At 38.8% G+C, this 18858-nt stretch carries 14 protein-coding genes; 4 read left to right on the top strand and 10 right to left on the bottom strand.

Annotated elements, in window-relative coordinates:
• Positions 1–262 precede the first annotated feature (262 nt).
• The 10 genes from RM347_RS08410 to RM347_RS08365 form a co-directional block, all read right to left on the bottom strand.
• Positions 263–1201: an NAD-dependent epimerase/dehydratase family protein gene (locus tag RM347_RS08410; RefSeq protein ID WP_322719968.1), complete on the bottom strand. Its 939-nt coding sequence runs from the start codon at positions 1199–1201 to the stop codon at positions 263–265.
• Between the two features lie 117 nt (positions 1202–1318).
• Positions 1319–2314: a glycosyltransferase family 2 protein gene (locus RM347_RS08405; protein ID WP_322719969.1), complete on the bottom strand. Its 996-nt coding sequence runs from the start codon at positions 2312–2314 to the stop codon at positions 1319–1321.
• A complete protein-coding gene (locus tag RM347_RS08400) occupies positions 2307–3335 on the bottom strand; it encodes a polysaccharide deacetylase family protein (RefSeq protein WP_322719970.1) in 1029 nt (342 codons plus the stop codon). The genes RM347_RS08405 and RM347_RS08400 overlap by 8 nt, the downstream gene beginning before the upstream one ends.
• Entirely contained in the window at positions 3332–4093 is a 762-nt protein-coding gene (locus RM347_RS08395; RefSeq protein WP_322719971.1) for a class I SAM-dependent methyltransferase, read from the bottom strand. The genes RM347_RS08400 and RM347_RS08395 overlap by 4 nt, the downstream gene beginning before the upstream one ends.
• A 39-nt stretch (positions 4094–4132) precedes the next feature.
• The gene (locus tag RM347_RS08390; RefSeq protein WP_322719972.1) at positions 4133–5449 is read right to left on the bottom strand and encodes a Rieske 2Fe-2S domain-containing protein; all 1317 of its coding nucleotides are present in this window, start codon (positions 5447–5449) and stop codon (positions 4133–4135) included.
• Between the two features lie 302 nt (positions 5450–5751).
• On the bottom strand, positions 5752–6789 hold the full coding sequence (locus tag RM347_RS08385; RefSeq protein ID WP_322719973.1) for a polysaccharide pyruvyl transferase family protein: 1038 nt from the start codon (positions 6787–6789) through the stop codon (positions 5752–5754).
• Between the two features lie 100 nt (positions 6790–6889).
• On the bottom strand, positions 6890–8152 hold the full coding sequence (locus RM347_RS08380; RefSeq protein WP_322719974.1) for an ABC transporter ATP-binding protein: 1263 nt from the start codon (positions 8150–8152) through the stop codon (positions 6890–6892).
• Between the two features lie 98 nt (positions 8153–8250).
• The gene (locus RM347_RS08375) at positions 8251–9093 is read right to left on the bottom strand and encodes an ABC transporter permease (RefSeq protein WP_322719975.1); all 843 of its coding nucleotides are present in this window, start codon (positions 9091–9093) and stop codon (positions 8251–8253) included.
• Between the two features lie 50 nt (positions 9094–9143).
• Complete coding sequence (locus RM347_RS08370) at positions 9144–9572, bottom strand: hypothetical protein (protein ID WP_322719976.1); 429 nt, start codon at positions 9570–9572, stop codon at positions 9144–9146.
• A gap of 127 nt (positions 9573–9699) precedes the next feature.
• Entirely contained in the window at positions 9700–11049 is a 1350-nt protein-coding gene (locus RM347_RS08365) for a glycosyltransferase family 4 protein (RefSeq protein ID WP_322719977.1), read from the bottom strand.
• Positions 11050–12517: 1468 nt separating this feature from the next.
• Here RM347_RS08365 and RM347_RS08360 point away from each other — a divergent pair.
• From RM347_RS08360 to RM347_RS08345, 4 genes are all read left to right on the top strand, one after another.
• A complete protein-coding gene (locus RM347_RS08360; protein ID WP_322719978.1) occupies positions 12518–14695 on the top strand; it encodes a GumC family protein in 2178 nt (725 codons plus the stop codon).
• 511 nt (positions 14696–15206) lie between these two features.
• Positions 15207–15917, top strand: a complete 711-nt coding sequence (locus RM347_RS08355) for a response regulator transcription factor (protein ID WP_322719979.1) — start codon at positions 15207–15209, stop codon at positions 15915–15917.
• A gap of 238 nt (positions 15918–16155) precedes the next feature.
• A complete protein-coding gene (locus RM347_RS08350) occupies positions 16156–17973 on the top strand; it encodes a CHASE2 domain-containing protein (protein WP_428850530.1) in 1818 nt (605 codons plus the stop codon).
• A 100-nt stretch (positions 17974–18073) separates the two neighbouring features.
• On the top strand, positions 18074–18805 hold the full coding sequence (locus tag RM347_RS08345; RefSeq protein WP_322719981.1) for a DUF928 domain-containing protein: 732 nt from the start codon (positions 18074–18076) through the stop codon (positions 18803–18805).
• Positions 18806–18858 lie beyond the last annotated feature (53 nt).

Below are 18858 nucleotides of genomic sequence, written 5' to 3'. Positions count from 1 at the left end.
ATTATTGTATTGGATATTATAATACTAATTTATAACTTCTACGGTATAAAACTCGTGGCTCAACTTCGTACCACACTTGATAGTGGACACAGCTATACGAACCCACATTTCCCAGTCTTCACATCAGCAGGAAAAGCGACGGTCAAACCCTCCAAGCGGTTCATATACATTACGCTATAAGCTAAACCCCATAAAGGTCGCGATGTTTTCTTGGGAACAGGCAAAATAGTAGCTCGATAAGAATGTTACTCACTTATGGAAATTATTTTATAACTGTTTGAGAATTATTTAATAAAATACGAATGCCAGATGCAACTGACCATTGAGGTGCAAAATTTAATAACGAAAATATTTTTGATATATCAGCTTGGGAATGTTGAATATCTCCAGGTTGGGCTTTTTTAAAATGAATTTCTGAGTTCCACTGGGTAAAATAAGTTTTTAAGTTATTAACCAATTCCAGTAGGCTAGTTTCTTGACCAGTACCAACATTACAAGTTATACAAGAGCCAGGAGAAAGGGGATTAGTTAGAGCTTTTGTAAAAGCAGTTGCAACATCTTGAACAAAAATAAAATCTCTTGTCTGTGTACCATCTCCGTAAATGGTAATGGGTAAACCTTTGTGTATAGCCTTAGTAAAGATAGAAATCACGCCAGAATAGGGTGAATTTATATCTTGACGAGGTCCAAATACGTTGAATAGCCGTAGTGCAATAAAGGATATATTTGACTTTTGAGCGAATAAATTTGCATATTGTTCACTTACTAATTTTTGTAATCCGTAAGGAGAAATCGGGTTTGTTAGTTGCTCTTCAGAAATGGGTAAATAGGCTTTATTTCCATATACTGCTGCTGAACTTGCAAAGACAAGTCTTGGGATATTTAAAGCTTGGCAAAGCATTAGAACAGAAATCATGGCCGAAAGATTATTGTTATGAGACTCTAATGGTTCATTCCAAGATTGAGTGACGGATGGAGTCGCTGCTAAATGGGCAATTCCATCAATAGACTGAGGTAAATCTTTTGGCTGACAGTCCAGTAAATTTTTGACTAATAATTTGAGCCGAGGATGTTCAGGTAAGTTTTCTAATCGACCTGTACTGAGGTTATCAACTACAGTAACCCTATGACCTTCTCTTAACAGTTGCTCTGTCAGATGAGAGCCAATAAAACCTGCTCCACCAGTAACAACAAAATGCATGATTGAAAATTTCAGTTAATTAAATAAAACTAATTTGCAGACTTGCAACTTCATACAGTTTCAACTAGTTATTGCAGCAATACTCGGTTGTGATACTCTTTTAATATTTCTAATAGTTCAGAGTCGTAATATAGCCTTGAGTTCACTAAGGATAGGAGCAGGCAATGTGTGCCGTGCAATTGACTTTATGAATCTTTTCATACGTTCTTTCCAATTTTGAATACCTTTTGAAAGGTAGTACAAGTTAGGATGATGATCGGGAAATAGAGCTATATTCAAAGCTTGCCAAATTTCAGTATCCTTGACCCCTTGTTCCGACAAATACTTCTCTAACCAGTTTAAGAAGATTAGCTGAGCAGAATTCCATTGTGTTGGATTATAATGTCCTTGAGCTTGTGCAACATAACAGCAGCTATTTGGGTGTTGCCTGTACCTGTCCCAACAACCACTTTCTATAAATACAGATGCCTTGAGACAAACCTTATAAAAGAAGGCTTGATCCTCAAACATACCTCGAAAAGACTCCTCGAATCCGCCGACATCTTGTACTAGTTCGCGTCGCATCAGGACACTACAAATACCTGGTGTTTCTGCTTTGCCTTTTAAGAAAATCTTGATCAGTGTTGGCGGTTTTACCAAAGTATCAGCTTTTACTCCTAACAATCGTCCATAATCACGTTGAGCATTTTCAGGATTACCCGTCCAGTTGTACCACATTAAAGTAGAGCCATAAACCATTGAGGCTTCAGGCTGTGCTGCCAATATTGCCACTTGCTTTTCTAGTTTCTGTGGTAACCAGATGTCATCGGCATCTAGAAGGGCGATATAGTCACCTTTGGCATTACGAACACCCAGATTGCGCGTCGCACTCATGCCACGATTTTGATGACCTTCATGTTCCACATAGCGCACTTTTTCCGGATATTGTTGGGCATATCGCAAGGCTATGTCTGTACTTTCATCAGTTGAGCCATCGTCTGCTAGCAACAGTTCCCAGTTGTCGTAAGTTTGGGCGAATATGCTTTCTATTGCTTCTATAAAGAATTTCTCGCCTGCATTCAAGAAGATGATAATGCAAGAGACTAATGGTTTTTTATTCATCTCTTCAGTCATTAAACCACCTCGATAATTGCTTGGCAAATTCTTCCCCATTCCAGTTTTCAACCCCGAAGCGAGGTAATTGAAAACAGTCGCTTTCTCGCCACACAATATCTTGAATACAAGAACAAGCGCAGGCAAATCCTACTTCTGAAATCAGGTTGACTGTCTCTGTGGTGTAATCGCCATGTGGATAAGCAAAACTAGTCACCGGACGATTGAGAATTTCTTCTAAATCAGCTTTGCTCTGTTGAATTTCATGTCGTTGAAAGGCTAATGAGTGTGCTGAGAGAAATGGATGTGTGACTGTATGAGCGCCGATTTCTACTAGTTCCCCTTGCTCCAAGGCTAGTAGCTCCTCAGGTAAAAGTGAGCAGTGAGTCTTACGTGCTATTGGTTCAACCATAGCCCAAGCTGATATCTCATCTAATGCCTTTAGTCGATCGCTTTCCGGCAGAGATTGCAATAGTTGCCAAATTGAGTAATAGAAAAATAGGCGAGAACCTGGTTTAGCTTCCCAAGGATGGCGATCGCGATCGTAGTCATCTTCACTGCAATCTGCTGCTGTACCCAACTCCCAGTGGTGAGTGGTAGTTTTAATCTTCAGGGAAAACTTCTCTGGTAATTTCTGCGGTTGCAAAAGTAGCCATTCTAACTCATCCCACCAAAACTCGCGTTGCTTTCCTATGTAACCAGTACTGATAAAGACGGTTGCTGGGATACCGTAGCGCTCTAGCAAGGGTTTGGCATGATGAAGATTATCGGCGTAACCATCGTCAAAAGTAATAGCTACTGCTCGGTGGGGAATGTTTCCATGCCGATGTGCTTGAGCTAATTGCTGGAGACTAATGGGGTAGGCATATTTTTGCAAAACTTCCAGATGCTCGGCAAAGTGTTGTGGGGTCACACATAGAGACCAGGGGTCTAGGTCTACTTCAGCGACGCGGTGGTACATTAATATCAGACTCTTTGAAGCCAATCGCCTCTGAAGTTGCTGTTTCACTCGTTGCAATCTGCCAAGTCCAGGTATTCTCATGAAGTCACCTGGGGTTTGACTGCCCTGACGGTGATTGTCACTTCATAGTTAGAATCACGGTAATCTAACTCTTCCTTTCGCAGTTCCTGACTTGCCAGCCCTTGTAAAAAAGCAGTTGCTGTCAGTACATTTCCATAGGTTTTAACTTGAATATTGGCGGCTGGAAATACCTCTTGAAAGAGTCGCTGTGCAGATAGAGTTGTGTAATTCCAATACCAGCTATTTTTCCATTCTTGGTCGCTGAGTTGGGTAATTCCCGGAACTGTCACCAGTACGACTCCCCCTGGCTTTAGTATCCGGTAAATCGTTTTCAGTGCTAGTCGTACCTCATAAATTAGCTGGAGGGTTTCAGTTAGGATCAAACAATCAAATGTGTCTGATGGAATATGATCGGCACTGGTGAGGTCGCCAACGAAAGTTGCCTCTGGATTGCCTTCTACAGCATGGAAAACATCGTTTTTGGTAACGCGATCGCCCCCAAATTTATTAGTATAAAAGCTGTCTCCAATTTCTAGAACACGCCCTTTAATATCATCACAATGACTGCCAAGAAAGTTCTCGATATAGTAGCGGTCAATGGGAAGACCTCGGTCGAAGCCCCAAGCCTCGCTAATAGGTTTTAAGCGTCGCAGGTTCCCAAAGTTCACTGCTCCAACAGGTAGGCAGTATTCAGTTCCTTGTAATTGAGCTTTGAGTTTACTACGAATAGAGACTGGTAATGTATGGCGTGCAATTGACTTTAATAGTTTTTGATACATGTTAACGGCTCATAGATTAAGAACAAGATTCCGTTGTATTTATTCTGCCTCAGATACTTTTATCTTCTGGCTTTCTTCTTGGTAATCAAAGACACTTATTTTCTGTAAAGATTGACAGGGGCTAGCACCGCTTTGCAAGTTAATTGGCAAATTGTGCCAAGGACAAACAACACAATCATTTCGCAGATAACCAGCCGCCAAATCGGCTCCTTCATGGGGACAATACCTATCGAATACAACTACTCGTCGCTCGTTTATTTTGGCAGCACATAACTTTTGTGATATTGGTCTAATCTCACCTAATTTCAACTCTTTAGAGTCTAATATCAGCTTCGTATCACCAACCAATTTTCTTGATGAAGTCTTCACAGAAATCTCTTGAGGAAAAGCCATTGACGTATCATCAAATTTTGATATTATTTCTGGAGAAATAATATAATTTTGATTTTTTTCTTGAGCAATAATCGAGTTATTTTTTTTGCTAATATTATGAAATTTCCTAACTACAAATTGAGTAAATTCTTCCCAAAAACCATCATTTGGTTGAGAGTAAATATAGTCATATTTATAAGGTGAGTGTGGGTTGAGGAATTTTGGCTTATCTAGCGTCATTCGCAAACTAATAACGTGTCGAGTTGCATCCGTACTATTAATCTCAGAACTATGTAAATGCTCTCCATGAAAAATCAGTGCATCACCTGGCTCTAATTCAAAATTCAGTGCAGAGCCAAAGTATTGGTCGCGCTGAATTTTACCATCTTTTGTACAAGGAAGAAGCTTGCCATATACTTGAGGATATATATTTAATCCATTACCTATCTTGACTTTACCAATAGCAATCCAGATATTAATAGAGTTTGTAGGACATTGATACCAGCTATCATGATGTGGCCCGTGGGCTGTAACTTTTCCATTCCAAGCAAACGTATTAAATTCATCTTTTCTCTGCACCACAATATCGTAGGGAACATGAAATCGGACGTTCGGATATTCTTCAAAGTAGAAAGCTTTCTCTTGCTGAAAAACTTTCTTGATTAGCTTTTTTGCTATCTTTGGAGCAAGGGAACGAACAACTTCATAGGTATGATGAGTAACTGACGGTAATTCATCTAGATTAATAACTTCATGAAAGGCTTCAAAGCCTTTATTTTTTATTTTTGCGGCTTTTTCTTGACCCGTAGCTCGACGAATTCCGTTGAGACTAGCTTCTTGCAAACTTTCAAAATAGCCGATAGCTTGCAAGGATTGTCGAACAATAATGACTTCACCAGATAGAACCCGTTCAGAAATTTTTTCCTGTAGCATTGATTCTGTATGGTCATGAAGGCTGATGTTAGTAACTGTAGGATGTTGCATATTAAATAGCTAAATTTTACAAAGGTCTGTAACTAATGGCTGAAGCATCAAATTTTTCAATAAGAATATGTAGGCAGGATACATTAGTATTCAGTCTCCTGATGGCAAAGATTACTGATAAGAAGTTAAAACACATATTCATTGCATAGTGATTCATGAGGTTTGTTAACCGATGACGATTGAAAGTCAAGCATCATCGGTTAACACAACCATACATGCTTTCAAAAAATGTGTAGTAGCTTCTCATGTTTGGCTAAAAAATAATAATTAGCATTAAAAATTACACACTATTAATAAGAAAATTAAACCATTCTTCTTATAGACTTAAACAATTGTTTGACATTTTTCTTTAACCCTTTTTTATATAAATCTCCTGAATAAGTTTGGTAGTTAGAGTCAATTTCTATACGCCGGAAGTTTTCATATTTATAATTTTCGCTATCAATACGTACTAATTCCACTTCTGAATCGCCAGAGTCAACAGACGCTCTGATAAATTCATCGCGTACTTCTTCTAGCATTTTTTGAGAGCGATCGCAGCATTCCTTTGCCTTTGTTCGTGCTTCCTGTGTTAAGCAGTAATCAAAAGCTTTTTGTAATTTCTCATCAGTAAGTTCATCAACTGTGAACATCACAGACCAGCCAATTTTTTCCGCTTGGCGTTTAATTTTAGCACCTCCGGCTTCTGGATCAATAGAAATAGTAGGAACACCATTCTTCAAAGACAACACAGTTCCGTGTAAGCGTGTGGTGATTACTAAATCCATCCGAGCAAGCAGTGATTCCACCTCGGCTGGAGTACGCAACCCTGTAGTATTTGTATCTAGTCGAGTATCAATTTTTACGACTGCAACTTCCCGTGAAGCTAGAAATCTGTGAATAGCAGTGTTTGTAATATCTGTCAAACCTTGTTCATAAGGCTCTACCAGACAAACACCTACAACAGGTACTAATTTCCGAGGAGAGATAAAAGTAATATCAGGATTAACACGTACAGAACTATCTCGTTCTAACAAAACATCAAACGGATTAGACTTATCAAGCGATTCAAGCATTGTCAAATCAAGTCCGATAAGGCGACAGCCAGCAAAATGAGTTAAAAACTCTGTTTCTAATGTTCCTTTGGCTAAGAAGGGGCCACAAACAAACACAATCTGTGAATAGTTTTTGGGATCGGTGAGTCGCCAGTTAATACCACCAGTGAAAGGGGGATCAACTGCAATATCATAAGATATACCAGCACTTTCTAGCCAATCGCAAGCTAGTTCAGCTGCCAAAAGATCCCCAGCTGTAGCATGTCCCTCTTCAAAGCTAAACCAACCTGCAACAAGAGTTTTCATATATAGATATCTTGATTATTTTGAGTACAAATTTGATAATGATTTAAGTGACAAATGCTCTATGTTATTCATGAGAATCACATAGAGCATTTGTGGAAATTTATATTGGTGTTTTCCATCGATGCGGTATGAGAACATTACCAAATCCAGATTCCTTTGATACAGCACGACTGCGGATTTTTCCTTCTTCAATGTCAAAAAATGTGGCAGCTTTAACATCGTCAACAAATTCTCCATTGCACATCAGTGTCGCATTGATTATGTAGCGGCCAGGGATTAATAAAAATTCATCAATTTCACAAATAAATTTTGCTTTTTTCTCTGAATTTGTCATATCTTCTTTAGAGTAAATAGCGGAGTCAAAATATGTCACTGGCTGACCATATTGGTCATAAATTGTAAAAGAACAAGACAATCCAGCACGAATTTCAGTTATATGAAAAATAAAAATAGCGGAATAACCTGTTGTTAAAGTAACTGATGAATAACTGCCACCAGTGTAAATTTCTATATGAGTAAGTCGTGCTAGACCATTACCGTTACGATCTGTTCGTTCTAAAAGATTCTGTGATGATGCTTTTTCTAGAGTTCTGAGGTAAGTGCCTACCGCTTTATCTGTTGTATCGTCAGCTAACACCGTTCCTTGCCCCAGCAAAACACCACGACTGCAAAATGCCTGAACTACCCCCAAGTTGTGACTAACAAATAGTACTGTTCGCCCTTCGTTTTTTGAGACATCCTCCATTTTTCCCAAACACTTTTTCTGAAACTGCACATCGCCTACTGCCAACACTTCATCTACAATCAAAATCTCCGGCTCTAAATGCGCTGCCACGGCAAAGGCTAACTTTACATACATTCCTGAGGAATAACGCTTCACTGGCGTATCTAAAAACTTCTCTATCTCAGCAAAGGCCACAATTTCATCAAACTTATGCTTAATTTCTGCTTTACTCATCCCCAGAATTGCACCATTGAGGTAGATATTTTCTCTTCCTGTCAACTCTGGGTGAAACCCTGTACCTACCTCTAACAAACTGGCAACTCTTCCCTTAATTTTGATGCTTCCTTTTGTTGGTTCAGTAATCCTACTGAGAATTTTCAAAAGTGTAGATTTACCCGCACCATTTCGCCCTATAATGCCAACTCTGTCGCCCTGCTTAATCTCGAATGATATATCTTTTAATGCCCAAAACTCCTCCTGTAAATTGTGAATGGAGGATTTTCTATTTCGCAACGGTTTCAGTAAACTTTTAGCCCCATTAGCAATTACATCGCGCAGTGCAGTATAGTTTTCTTGTTGCTGATGTCCAATAATATATTTTTTACTCAGGTTCTCAACTCTAATAACAGTGTCAGACATTGGCTGTTTATTTTGTCACAATGGTGTTGTGCTTATCTAATTGAATACAAAAATGGTTGGCAGCGATCGCTCTTTTAAATTCAGTCGAATTTATTCCTTTAAATCACATCGGCAAATGTCCGTTCTGTCTTCCGAAAATACCAGATTCCGCTGAATAATAATAAAAAGACTAGTGTCAAAGACAGGAAAAAACCCGGTAAATATAACTTGGACTCACCCCCCAAAATCGCCCATCGAAATCCATCAATTACTCCTACTATTGGGTTTAAAGAGTATAGTAATTGCCACTTTTGGGGAATAATGCTACTGCTAAATCCCACTGGCGAGATATACAGACCGAACTGTACAATAAAGGGCACAATGTAACGGAAGTCACGATACTTGACATTTAAAGAAGCAAACCACAATCCTGCACCCATCGAAGCAGCAAAGGCAATAGCAATAAACAATGGTAATGTCAAAATCCGCCAACTGGGGACAAAGTTATACCAAGCCATTAATGCCAGTAAAATCATTCCCGAAATCAAGAAGTCTACAAAGCTAACTACTACTGCACTTGTCGGTACAATTAAGCGAGGAAAGTATACCTTTGAGATTAAATTGGCATTGCCAATCAAACTATTACTGCACTCCGATAGGGAATTCGCAAAAAACTGCCAGGGTAACATCGCCGAAAATACCAAAATTGGATAAGGCGCACCTTGTGAAGGCAACTTTGCCAATTGTCCAAACACAATTGTAAAAACTACCATAGTCAAAAATGGACGAATCAGTGCCCAAGCAATACCGATCGCAGTTTGCTTATACCGCACCAAAATATCACGCCAAGCAAGAAAATAAAATAATTCTCTATAGCGCCATATATCTTTCCAATACTGCTGCTCTGTGCGTCCAGCTTCAATCAGCAACTCCTGTTTGGAGACAATTTTTGCACTACTCATAGTTCTTGATTGAAGATTAATATCTTTAACGAAATGGCACTAAATAACACTTAACTCACAAACTGGAAACCTCTAAGACCTTGATAACCAACGTGTCTGGCACTCCTACGAGTAAACTCCCCAACAGAAGGGTTCCCTAAAGAATCAATCACTCCCGTAACTTGCTGCCATAATTCTTGTGGTGCTACCGAAATTTCATAAGTACGATCGTCACACTTACGAATATGATACCAAGTTGTTTGCTGACACTCTTCACACCAAAAAGCTTCTAACCATTCCCCTTCTATCGGTACTGCGGTTTGGTTTGCTACTAACATCAACGCATTCCGCCGACTCATGCCTCGTTGCTGTAATTGACCTGCCTGGTCAGCAAACATTTTATATTTCTGACTGACGCTATCGATATGGCAGCTATGAATGGGGCAATAAATAGCCCGTCGTTTGGAACGTTTCCGATTTCGGTCACACCTTCTCTGCAATTTAACCTCCTGTATAGACAAAAACTATGAGCAAGGAAGGCTATGGTGGAGGGACTGAGATCAATAAGACCATCGAAGCCCAACTCCTAAAAAATACAGCAAAAATATTCAATTAACCTCGACATGCTTACTTTAGATCGCTTTGAGACATGGTTCTTACCTCATCAGAGAATAGTGCCTGCTGCAAAACATGCAAGTATTGTTGAGAGATAACTTTAGGTGTGAAGTGCGATCGCAAATACTGGCGACCTGCTATGCCCATCTGCTCTCCTATTTGTGGATCTCGATTCAGAAAGCGAATAAATTGCGCTAGACCTTGACTGTCACCATTGTCAAATGTCCCACCACAGTTGGCTTCAGCCATCAGTTGTCTGAGATATGAAGTCTCGGAGCAAATTACTGCTATTGGTCGCCCAGAGGCTAAAGCTGAGTAAAGTTTGCTGGGAACAACTAAACCCTCTGTAGTTGCATCTACACTCACTAGTGATAGATCGCAAGCTGTTAAAGAATAGGGTAACACTTGCTTATCTTGATAAGGTAAAAACGTAAAATTGTTCAGCCCTAACCGATCTACTTCCATGATTAATTCATCGCGTTTGGCACCACCACCAATGCAGACAAACTGAATTGGCTCATCTTGCAGTTGCTTTGCAGCTTCCAACATGGTATCGATGTCATGGCAGCGACCCATATTGCCAGAATAGAGGACGGTAAATTTATGAACTAGGTTATACTTCCAAGCAAACCAGTTTTCTCGCTTGGCAATCGGCACGATCGCTTCTGGGTTAGCCCAACTGTGAATTACTGAAATTTTCTCAGCTACTTCGGGACAATGCGCTACTACCTGTTGTTTCATCGCGGGGCTAAGTACTATAATCCCTTTGGCTTTTAACCAAACCTGTTTGTTGATCGCACGCCACAAGCGCACTAGCCAGTTACGCTTTGGAATTACGCCTAATGCGATCGCAATATCAGGGTATAAGTCATATAATACGCAGATATAGGGCAATCGGAACAAGATATAAGCCAGATATCCAATCACTGGCAAAAATGGGGGAGCTGTAGTTAATAACAGTATATTGTTACGACGCCAAGCTTTGAGGAGATAAAGTGTAGCCCGTAAGGTATATAGGACGCCATTAACTGCTTTACCACGAATCCTTCCCGGCCAGAGTTGGGCAGTGCGCGATCGCTGAATTCGGATTTGGTCAGCCCATTCAATTGCTGGTGCCGTATCAGAACGAAATGCATATCCTGGCTGACTTGTAAAAACTTCAATATCCACCCCTTGCAGTCCTAACTGTTTCACTAGTTCCTCGATCAACTGCCCTGTAGCGGCATAATCTGGGGGAAAAAATTGGGTGATTACAGATAATTTAATTGATTGTTGAGTTTTTACAGAATGTTGATTTTTTGCATTTAACTGAGTAGAAATGGATTGTAAAAAATTTGGATTAATCCATTTATTAAGTCTCATTGGCTATATCCTGGAAGATAAAAGTTATATTTGAATTACGTTACTGCAAATAAATCAATCCATCAATTTCGATTATTAAAGCTTGAAACGTTTTTGAGAAAAACCTATAAAACTTACAGATACGCAGATTATTATAACGAGCAAGGCTAACTAACAGAATATTTACTCTTTTTAGTTTGTACTATATTTTTATCCAAATATAGGAACACAATGATGCCAATAATACGTGTTAAACCGCAATAAACATTTTAATACTGCGTCTAGGAGCTTTCTCTGTAAGCACTTTTATTAAGTTACTAAGGTATGTACTTCAACTTCCAAAGATATATTTAACGGTAGTAGTCTTTCTTTTTCAGTCACGATAGCTATAGAGATTTAGAACGAGCACTGTTGTTTTTGATCAATGGTTGATTTTTATCATTACATACAACTTGTTAACTAGAGTTTTTATTCTCTATCTTTTGATAGATTGTAAGATTCGACTTTCACAATATCATGTTTCAATTTGAAATCAAGTCCTTCATTAAAAATTTATATTTTTTAAATATATCTAAGTTAAATCTTTATAATATTAACATTTTATCGGCTAGCAAATTGTTGAATAACGAAGCAAGTGGGCATAAATATTTGTCGTTGGGATTAGGACATGAAATAGCTATGCTAAAAGTGAAGCACTCTATTTGAGAGAAGGAGAGCCAGCGATCGTTGAGATGCAAAGTACGATAGCGCAGGGTTACACAGCATTTGGGAGTTTTCCCCATTAGTAATTGCACCAAGCTAAGGCACAGAAAAAAGAAAATTTTCGCGTAGGTTACAAAAGTTTATATAGTTAAGTTTAATTGTACCGACCTACTTATAGTTTTCAGACTTAAATTTTGAAAAAACACTGAAGCTGAATCTACATTTTTATGTATAAGTTATATCAATTTATCTCGATTTCACCAATTGGCCACTGGCTGTGTTTCCACTGGTTCCACATATAAATCGTTTTGATGAGAGAATAATCAAACACTATTTAGTTATGACAATGGGCGAAATAGGCGTTGTTTTAAGTACAAAATTCTAAAATTTGGTATTGAATAAGGCAGGAGACAAGAGATTCCGCTTATATTATGGGCATTCAACCGCACCTAAACTAGAGCCACGCAAAACTTGTGAGAGACTTAAACCCTTCCTCTCTCTGGTCGCGGCAGTTCTTGCTGAGGCAGGCAGGAGGAATACTACCCTTTGCAAGAACTGCCTTTCTGATCCAAGAATACTTAGTATTATTTTAGTATTATTAATAACCATGCATGGCTACGAACTAGCAACCTGTATTAAAGAACAAATACGGAAATTCAATCATAAGTTTATAAAATATATATCCTGTTTAAGCTAGATTGTTGCTTATATAGAACTACCTCACTGAAGCTTTTGTCACCCTTTTTACTTAATCCTGTCCAGTGTCTTATCAAATATTAAGTAGACGATGGAGAATTATCCTTTTCAATCCTCAAGTTCTGATCACAGTAATAATTCTGTGTCTCCACTTCCTCAAAATCAACTTGTTCCGTGGACTGAGGAACAAGGAGATGGGTGGAGCTTTCAAGATTTTCTAAGTGTTTTACAGCGGCGAGCGCTAGTCATGACAGGTGTAACGATTGCTGTGATGACAATTGTAGTTATTAACTTGGTGCTAAACCGGAAGCCCCCAGAATATGAAGGCACTTTTCAACTGCTAGTGGAACCTGTAAATGATGACACCAAAGTTGTGGATGTTGTCAAAGACCTTAACTCACAGAAGTCTAGTCTAGATTATGAAAGCCAAATTCAGGTTCTTAAAAGTCCTGAACTGATGAGAAGTACCCTTGAACAGTTGCAAGTTTCCTATCCAGAAATCAACTATTATTCACTTCTCGAATCTCTGAAGATTACTCGATTAGGTGAGACCAAGATAATACAAGTTCGCTATCGAAGTAACAATCCAAAGCAGACTCAAGTTGTACTAAAGCGAATTGCTGAGAATTACTTAGACTACAGCCAAGTCAGGAGGCAAACCAAGTTACGTCAAGGGCTTCAGTTTGTTGAAAAACAATTACCATTTACACAAAATCGGGTAGATAAACTTCAAAAAGAGTTGCAACTTTTTCGACAAAAGTACAATTTTAACGATCCAGAAACCCAAGCAGCGCAAATTGCTTCGCAAACTCTTGAATTCTCTCAACAAAAACAAGCAACTGATCTACAATTAGCTCAAGCTCGTGCTAATTTTGCTATCCTAAAAGAAAAAAATGCAGTAACGACAACTCTGAATAATGCTCCTTTATATCAGCAGTTGATTACTCAAATACGCCAATTTGATATTCAGATTGCTACAGAATCAACTCGTTTGCAAGAAGAAAATCCAACCATCCAAACATTGAAAGAGAAACGAGCTAGTCTTTTACCTGTACTACATCAAGAGGCGCAGCGTTTATTGGGTGTAAAGTTTGCAGAAGTAGCAACGCAACTTCAGACGTTAGAAGTACAAAGCCAAGAACTTACTAAAATAGAACAGAAACTTGCACAAAGACGCAATCAATTGCCAGTTTTAACAAGACAGTACACTGAATTACAGCGTAAATTACAATTTGCAAATGAGAGTTTAAATCGGTTTTTATCAAACCGCGAAAATCTCCAAATTCAAATATCCCAAACAGAGCTGGGTTGGCAATTACTTCAAGCTCCAACTACACCAGAAATTCCTATTTATTCTTTGAATATTCCACGCAATTTGAGCTTGGGAATAATTGCAAGTATCCTTTCAGGAATTGGTGTTGTATTACTGATAGAAAAGCTAGATAATACCTACCATACTGTTGAAGAACTAAAAACCAAACTAAAGCAGCCTTTGTTAGGGAATATTCCTTTTGAAAAGCAAGTTCAAACTAGGCAAAACCGCACTTCTAATCAAAATATTCCCTTAGCAAATATACCAAATTATTTTTCTCAGGGAATTGCTAGTTTGAGTGTTTTACCAGATCAAGGATATGGTGACTCTTCTACTAATTTTTCAGAAGCCCTGCGGGTACTTTATACAAATATTCAACTACTAACTTCCGATCGCCCGATTCGTTCTATAGTTATTAGTTCAGCTATGGCTGGTGATGGGAAGTCTACGGTTGCTCTCCATCTAGCTCAGATAGCTACAGCAATGGGACAACGAGTCCTACTTGTAGATGCCGATCTTCGTAAACCCACAATTCACGACTTATCAGATTTAAATAATCTATGGGGATTAAGTAATTTAATTTCTACAAATTTGCCAATGGGAGAAGTAATGCGACAATTACCTTCCATGAACCAATTATCTGTAATTACTGCTGGGCCAATACCACCCGATCCCACGAAGTTGCTCTCATCTCAAAAAATGAAGCAACTAATGGCAGATTTCCACAATAGTTTTGACCTAGTGATTTATGATGTCCCTCCCTTAGTGGGATTAGCCGATGCTAGCCTGATAGCACCCCATACTGATGGACTTTTGATAGTAGTCAGGATTCATAAAACAAATTCTTCAATCCTAAAAGTAGCTTTAGATAACCTGAAAATTTCTCGATTGAATATATTAGGCATAGTTGGTAATGGTCAGAAAAGTACTATCAATAGTTATTGGAATGTAGACTAGTCAGGAGTGCGAAACTCCAAACCTTTTCGGCGATTGATATACATCAAATATAAGCGCACCCACCTAAAACTTGAGCAGGGAATTTATAGTACATTTTAACTATAGATGTCACCGAGATAATCAAGGATACGATCGCATTACGTCTTAAATCTCCTGTACTGTCCAAGTAACAGGTGAATGGATCGGCTGAATTTGCCTGGTGGCTGGCAAAGTTGATCTAGCTGACTCCATCTGGGCCAAGTAACTGCAACCAGGGATTGACTTTTACACCGTAGTAGTTTCCATATATCGCTCAAGCTATTTCTGTACATTGTCAAATTTTGAATTTAGAATTGCTGTCTAGATTTGCACTTTTCTGCATAGCTTGAAAATTCATCTCCAATTAAAATAGGTGCATAATTCAACGAGTAGAGTTAGATATAAAAGGTGCAAGATATGAATCTCAAGGAAAACACCATAGAGTACAGGATTTTTTTTAAAGCTTAAGGTAACTTTTAAATTGGATGAAAATATGGTAAACGTAAGTTTGAAAGAAGATCAAGTTTATAGACATTTACTAGTGGAAAAAAAGCTGGGTATTCTTGTTGTTGATGACCATCAATTAATTTTAACTGGTACTCTCGATGTATTAAGTCGAGAGTATCCTGAAGCTGCTATTATTAAGGCTCAGACGGGAAAAGAAACACTTTCTCAACTTCAATTTCACCAGTTTGATCTGATTGTGATGGATTTATCAATTCCCGATCGCCAAGGGGATACAGCAGAAATTGATACCGGAATTAAGCTGTTGCAAACTTTGCTCAAAGAATATCCCCATCAGAATTTTATGGTGCAAACTAGTTATGTAAAGGCCTTAATCCGAATCAAACACGAGATTGATAATCATCAAGGTGGGTTTGCGATCGCAGATAAAGGATTACCCGAAAGTGAAATGCTGATGCGGGTTAATTTGGCACTTCAGGGTGCAACTCACACCAAAGACATCAAAACGGGGATCGAACTCAAACCAGAATGGTTGGAAGTGTTGCGGTTGGCTTTTGAAGAGAGTTTGACAGATAAAGCGATCGCCGACCGAATGTATAAATCAGAAAGAGCAGTACGCACTTACTGGACGAAGATTCAGGATGTTTTGGGGGTGTATCCTGAAGACTGCAAGCAAAGTGGTAAAAATATGCGAATCCTCACCGAAATTCGTTCCCGTGAAGAAGGCTTAATTGATTAATACGCAAAAAATTAATCTGGAAGCTAGATGAAAAGGAGAATCTGGAATCGCATTTGGAAAGAATACGGATTATGGTCGCTGGCTGCACCGCCAGGGATCGGATACTGTTGGCGAATGTAATACATTATTGTCTTATTAAGTATTACGTAAGCTCAAACCTTCAATCTGTAGTTGCGGCTTTGAGTTGTAACACTTTTGTCCGTGCGTTTGTAACACTTTCGCCAACAGTATCGGGATCGTGGTGCTGTTGTTGGTGATGTTGATCCGAATAACTGGAGGAATGCAATCTTGGGAATGGATGCTTCTCGATACGATGTTACGTTTGCGTCCGGTAGAAAAACCTGATGAACGTGTAGTAATTGTAGGTATCGACGAAAAGGATATTGAATGGGTTAAGCAATATCCAATTCCAGATGAGAAGATTGCAGAGTTACTCACTAAATTAGAAACTTATAAACCGCTAGCTATTGGGTTGGATATCTTCAAAAATGTTCCTGTGGAACCTGGTGGGGAAAAACTAGCGCAGATATTAAAAGCAAATTCTAATATTATTGGTATTGAAAAAATATTACCACCCGGAGAAACTTCTCCACCCCAAAGTTTGCCAGCAGAACGAGTTGGATTTGTCGATTTATTTAATGATGAGGATAGCAAAAATCGACGCTATTTGTTGTATACAAAAAAACAGAATAAGAGTAACAATATCAATGAAGATAAATATTCTTTAGCGCTCCAGTTAGTTACTAAGTATTTAAAGACGCAAAAAATTGAGTTAGAAACGGGAAAAAATGACCCTTATACAATAATGGTTCGTGGGATTGAATTACCCCGAATTACCCATAATTTTGGCGGATACGTCAGGGTTGATGATGGGGGATTGCCAATTTTAATGAATTTCCGCAACAGCGATCAACCTTTTAATGTTGTGTCGCTACGTGATATTCTCAATGGTCAAGTTGATGCAAAATTGCTGCGCGATCGCATTGTCTTAGTTGGCAACCGCAATATGAGCGCAGGTGATATTTTTTATACATCTGCTTTGCCGAATTTAAAATTAAGCGGTCAAATTTATGGCATTGACTATCACGCTCATGTCATCAGTCAAATTCTTAGTAGTGTAATAGATAACCGTACCATGTTACACAGTTGGGGAGAGTTTGGAGAGTACACATGGATATTTATTTGGGGTTTTTTGCCGATTGTTATCGGACGGCTTACCCAATCTGTTTGGAAAAATTTACTGAGTGTGGGTGTAGCAGTATTTTGTCTATTTAGCTGCGCGTATATGATGCTGTGGGTGTGGGGTATATGGATTCCTGTAGCACCTAGTTTTTTAATATTAGCCGTGAATGGGGTAGGTTTGAGTGCTTTTGCATTTTACCAGCATGATAAATTTTTGCGATCGCAAATTAACGAACGTCAAAATACGATTCAGCACACTTTTACCGTAATTCATAATGGCCCTTTGCAAACCCTTGCTTATGGATTAAAGCATATACGTGCTAAAGATATCCCCTACGAACAACTGGTTGGGCAATTTGAAAAGCTGGACCGAGAAATTCGGGAAATTGGCGAATTTCTCAAACTCGAAGCATTAACTACAGAAGAGAGTTTGCGTTTAGGTAGCGGATTAATACTCGAATTGAACCGACCACTTCACGATTTATTATATGAAGTTTATTCCAGTACGTTAGAACGTAAAGATTTTGAACATTTTAAAACATTAAAAGTAAAAATTCGCAATTTTGACCCAATTGATGATAAATATTTAAGTATAGAAGATAAACGCGGAATATGTCTGTTTTTGGAAGAAGCTTTATGTAATGTTGGTAAACACGCTCAAGGAGTTAAACGCATTCAAGCATCGGGTGTTTATAGTGCAAGTAAATACAACTTGTGGGTCAAAGATAACGGTTCAGGGATTAAATCAAAGCTAGAAAACAAAGGCACAAAATATTTTAAAATCCTTGCTAAACAATTAGGAGGAGAGTTTCGCCGCGAATCAGTTTCTCCTTGCGGGACTATATGCGAACTTAGTTGGAAACCCGTGAAATAATTTCAGCTTTGAGATTTTTATTGATGATTCGTTTCATGCAAAGGTGTAAAAAGTAAGATTTTGAAAAGTTTTAGATAACCATATAATCAACAACATCACCATGAGTTATCAACATTTTGCATTTTGGCGAAATAGCCGCAGACTTACAAGCTTGGTTGTAGGCGCGGTTTTCCTCATGACCGCAGTTCCGGCATTTGCTCAGTTTAAACCACGCGATCGCAAACCAGCCAGCGGAAATTCCCGTGCAGGTGGTTCGCGTGGGTGTCCAAGTAGCGGTATTCCGCTGACGCAGCTTGCACCTCAGACATTTATCGGTAAAACCGCTTCCACACGTCCAATGTTAGCTTGGTATATGTCAAGTTCCCAAAATGTGCGATTCCGATTGGCTGAATTTGATTCAGCCAACACCCCTAAACAAATTGGCAAAGTTAAAGAAATAGCGGCAACAGTCGGGATTAACAAGTTAAAACTTCCCCTCGATTACCCCGAACTCACAGTGGGTAAAACATATTTATGGCAAATTGCAATTGACTGCGAAACCGACACGATTATTAGACGTGCAGAATTTACCGTCACAAGTCCTCAATCACTTGCTAAGAACCAATTGACAAGCATTCCAGAAAGCGTAAATTATTACGCTGAAAATGATTTGTGGTATGAAGCACTCGAAGAAGCATTGAAAGCAACCGATAATGGGAAACTGGGGCAAACTGGGGCGACTTTAGTTAAAGAACTTGCACAGTTTGAAATGCTGACGGGTAACAACGTAGATAAAAAAAATATTCAGCAAAGAATCGAATACCTCCAGAAAATAGCCAACGAAAGAATATAGCAGTTTTCATTTGGATGCAACACACTCTGACCTCACTTCCATTCCTATCTCCT

The sequence above is a fragment of the Nostoc sp. ChiQUE02 genome, assembly GCF_034531305.2.
Lineage (GTDB): Bacteria > Cyanobacteriota > Cyanobacteriia > Cyanobacteriales > Nostocaceae > Nostoc.
The sequence above is the reverse complement of the archived record's forward strand: the minus strand, read 5'-3'. Positions and strand labels throughout refer to the sequence as shown.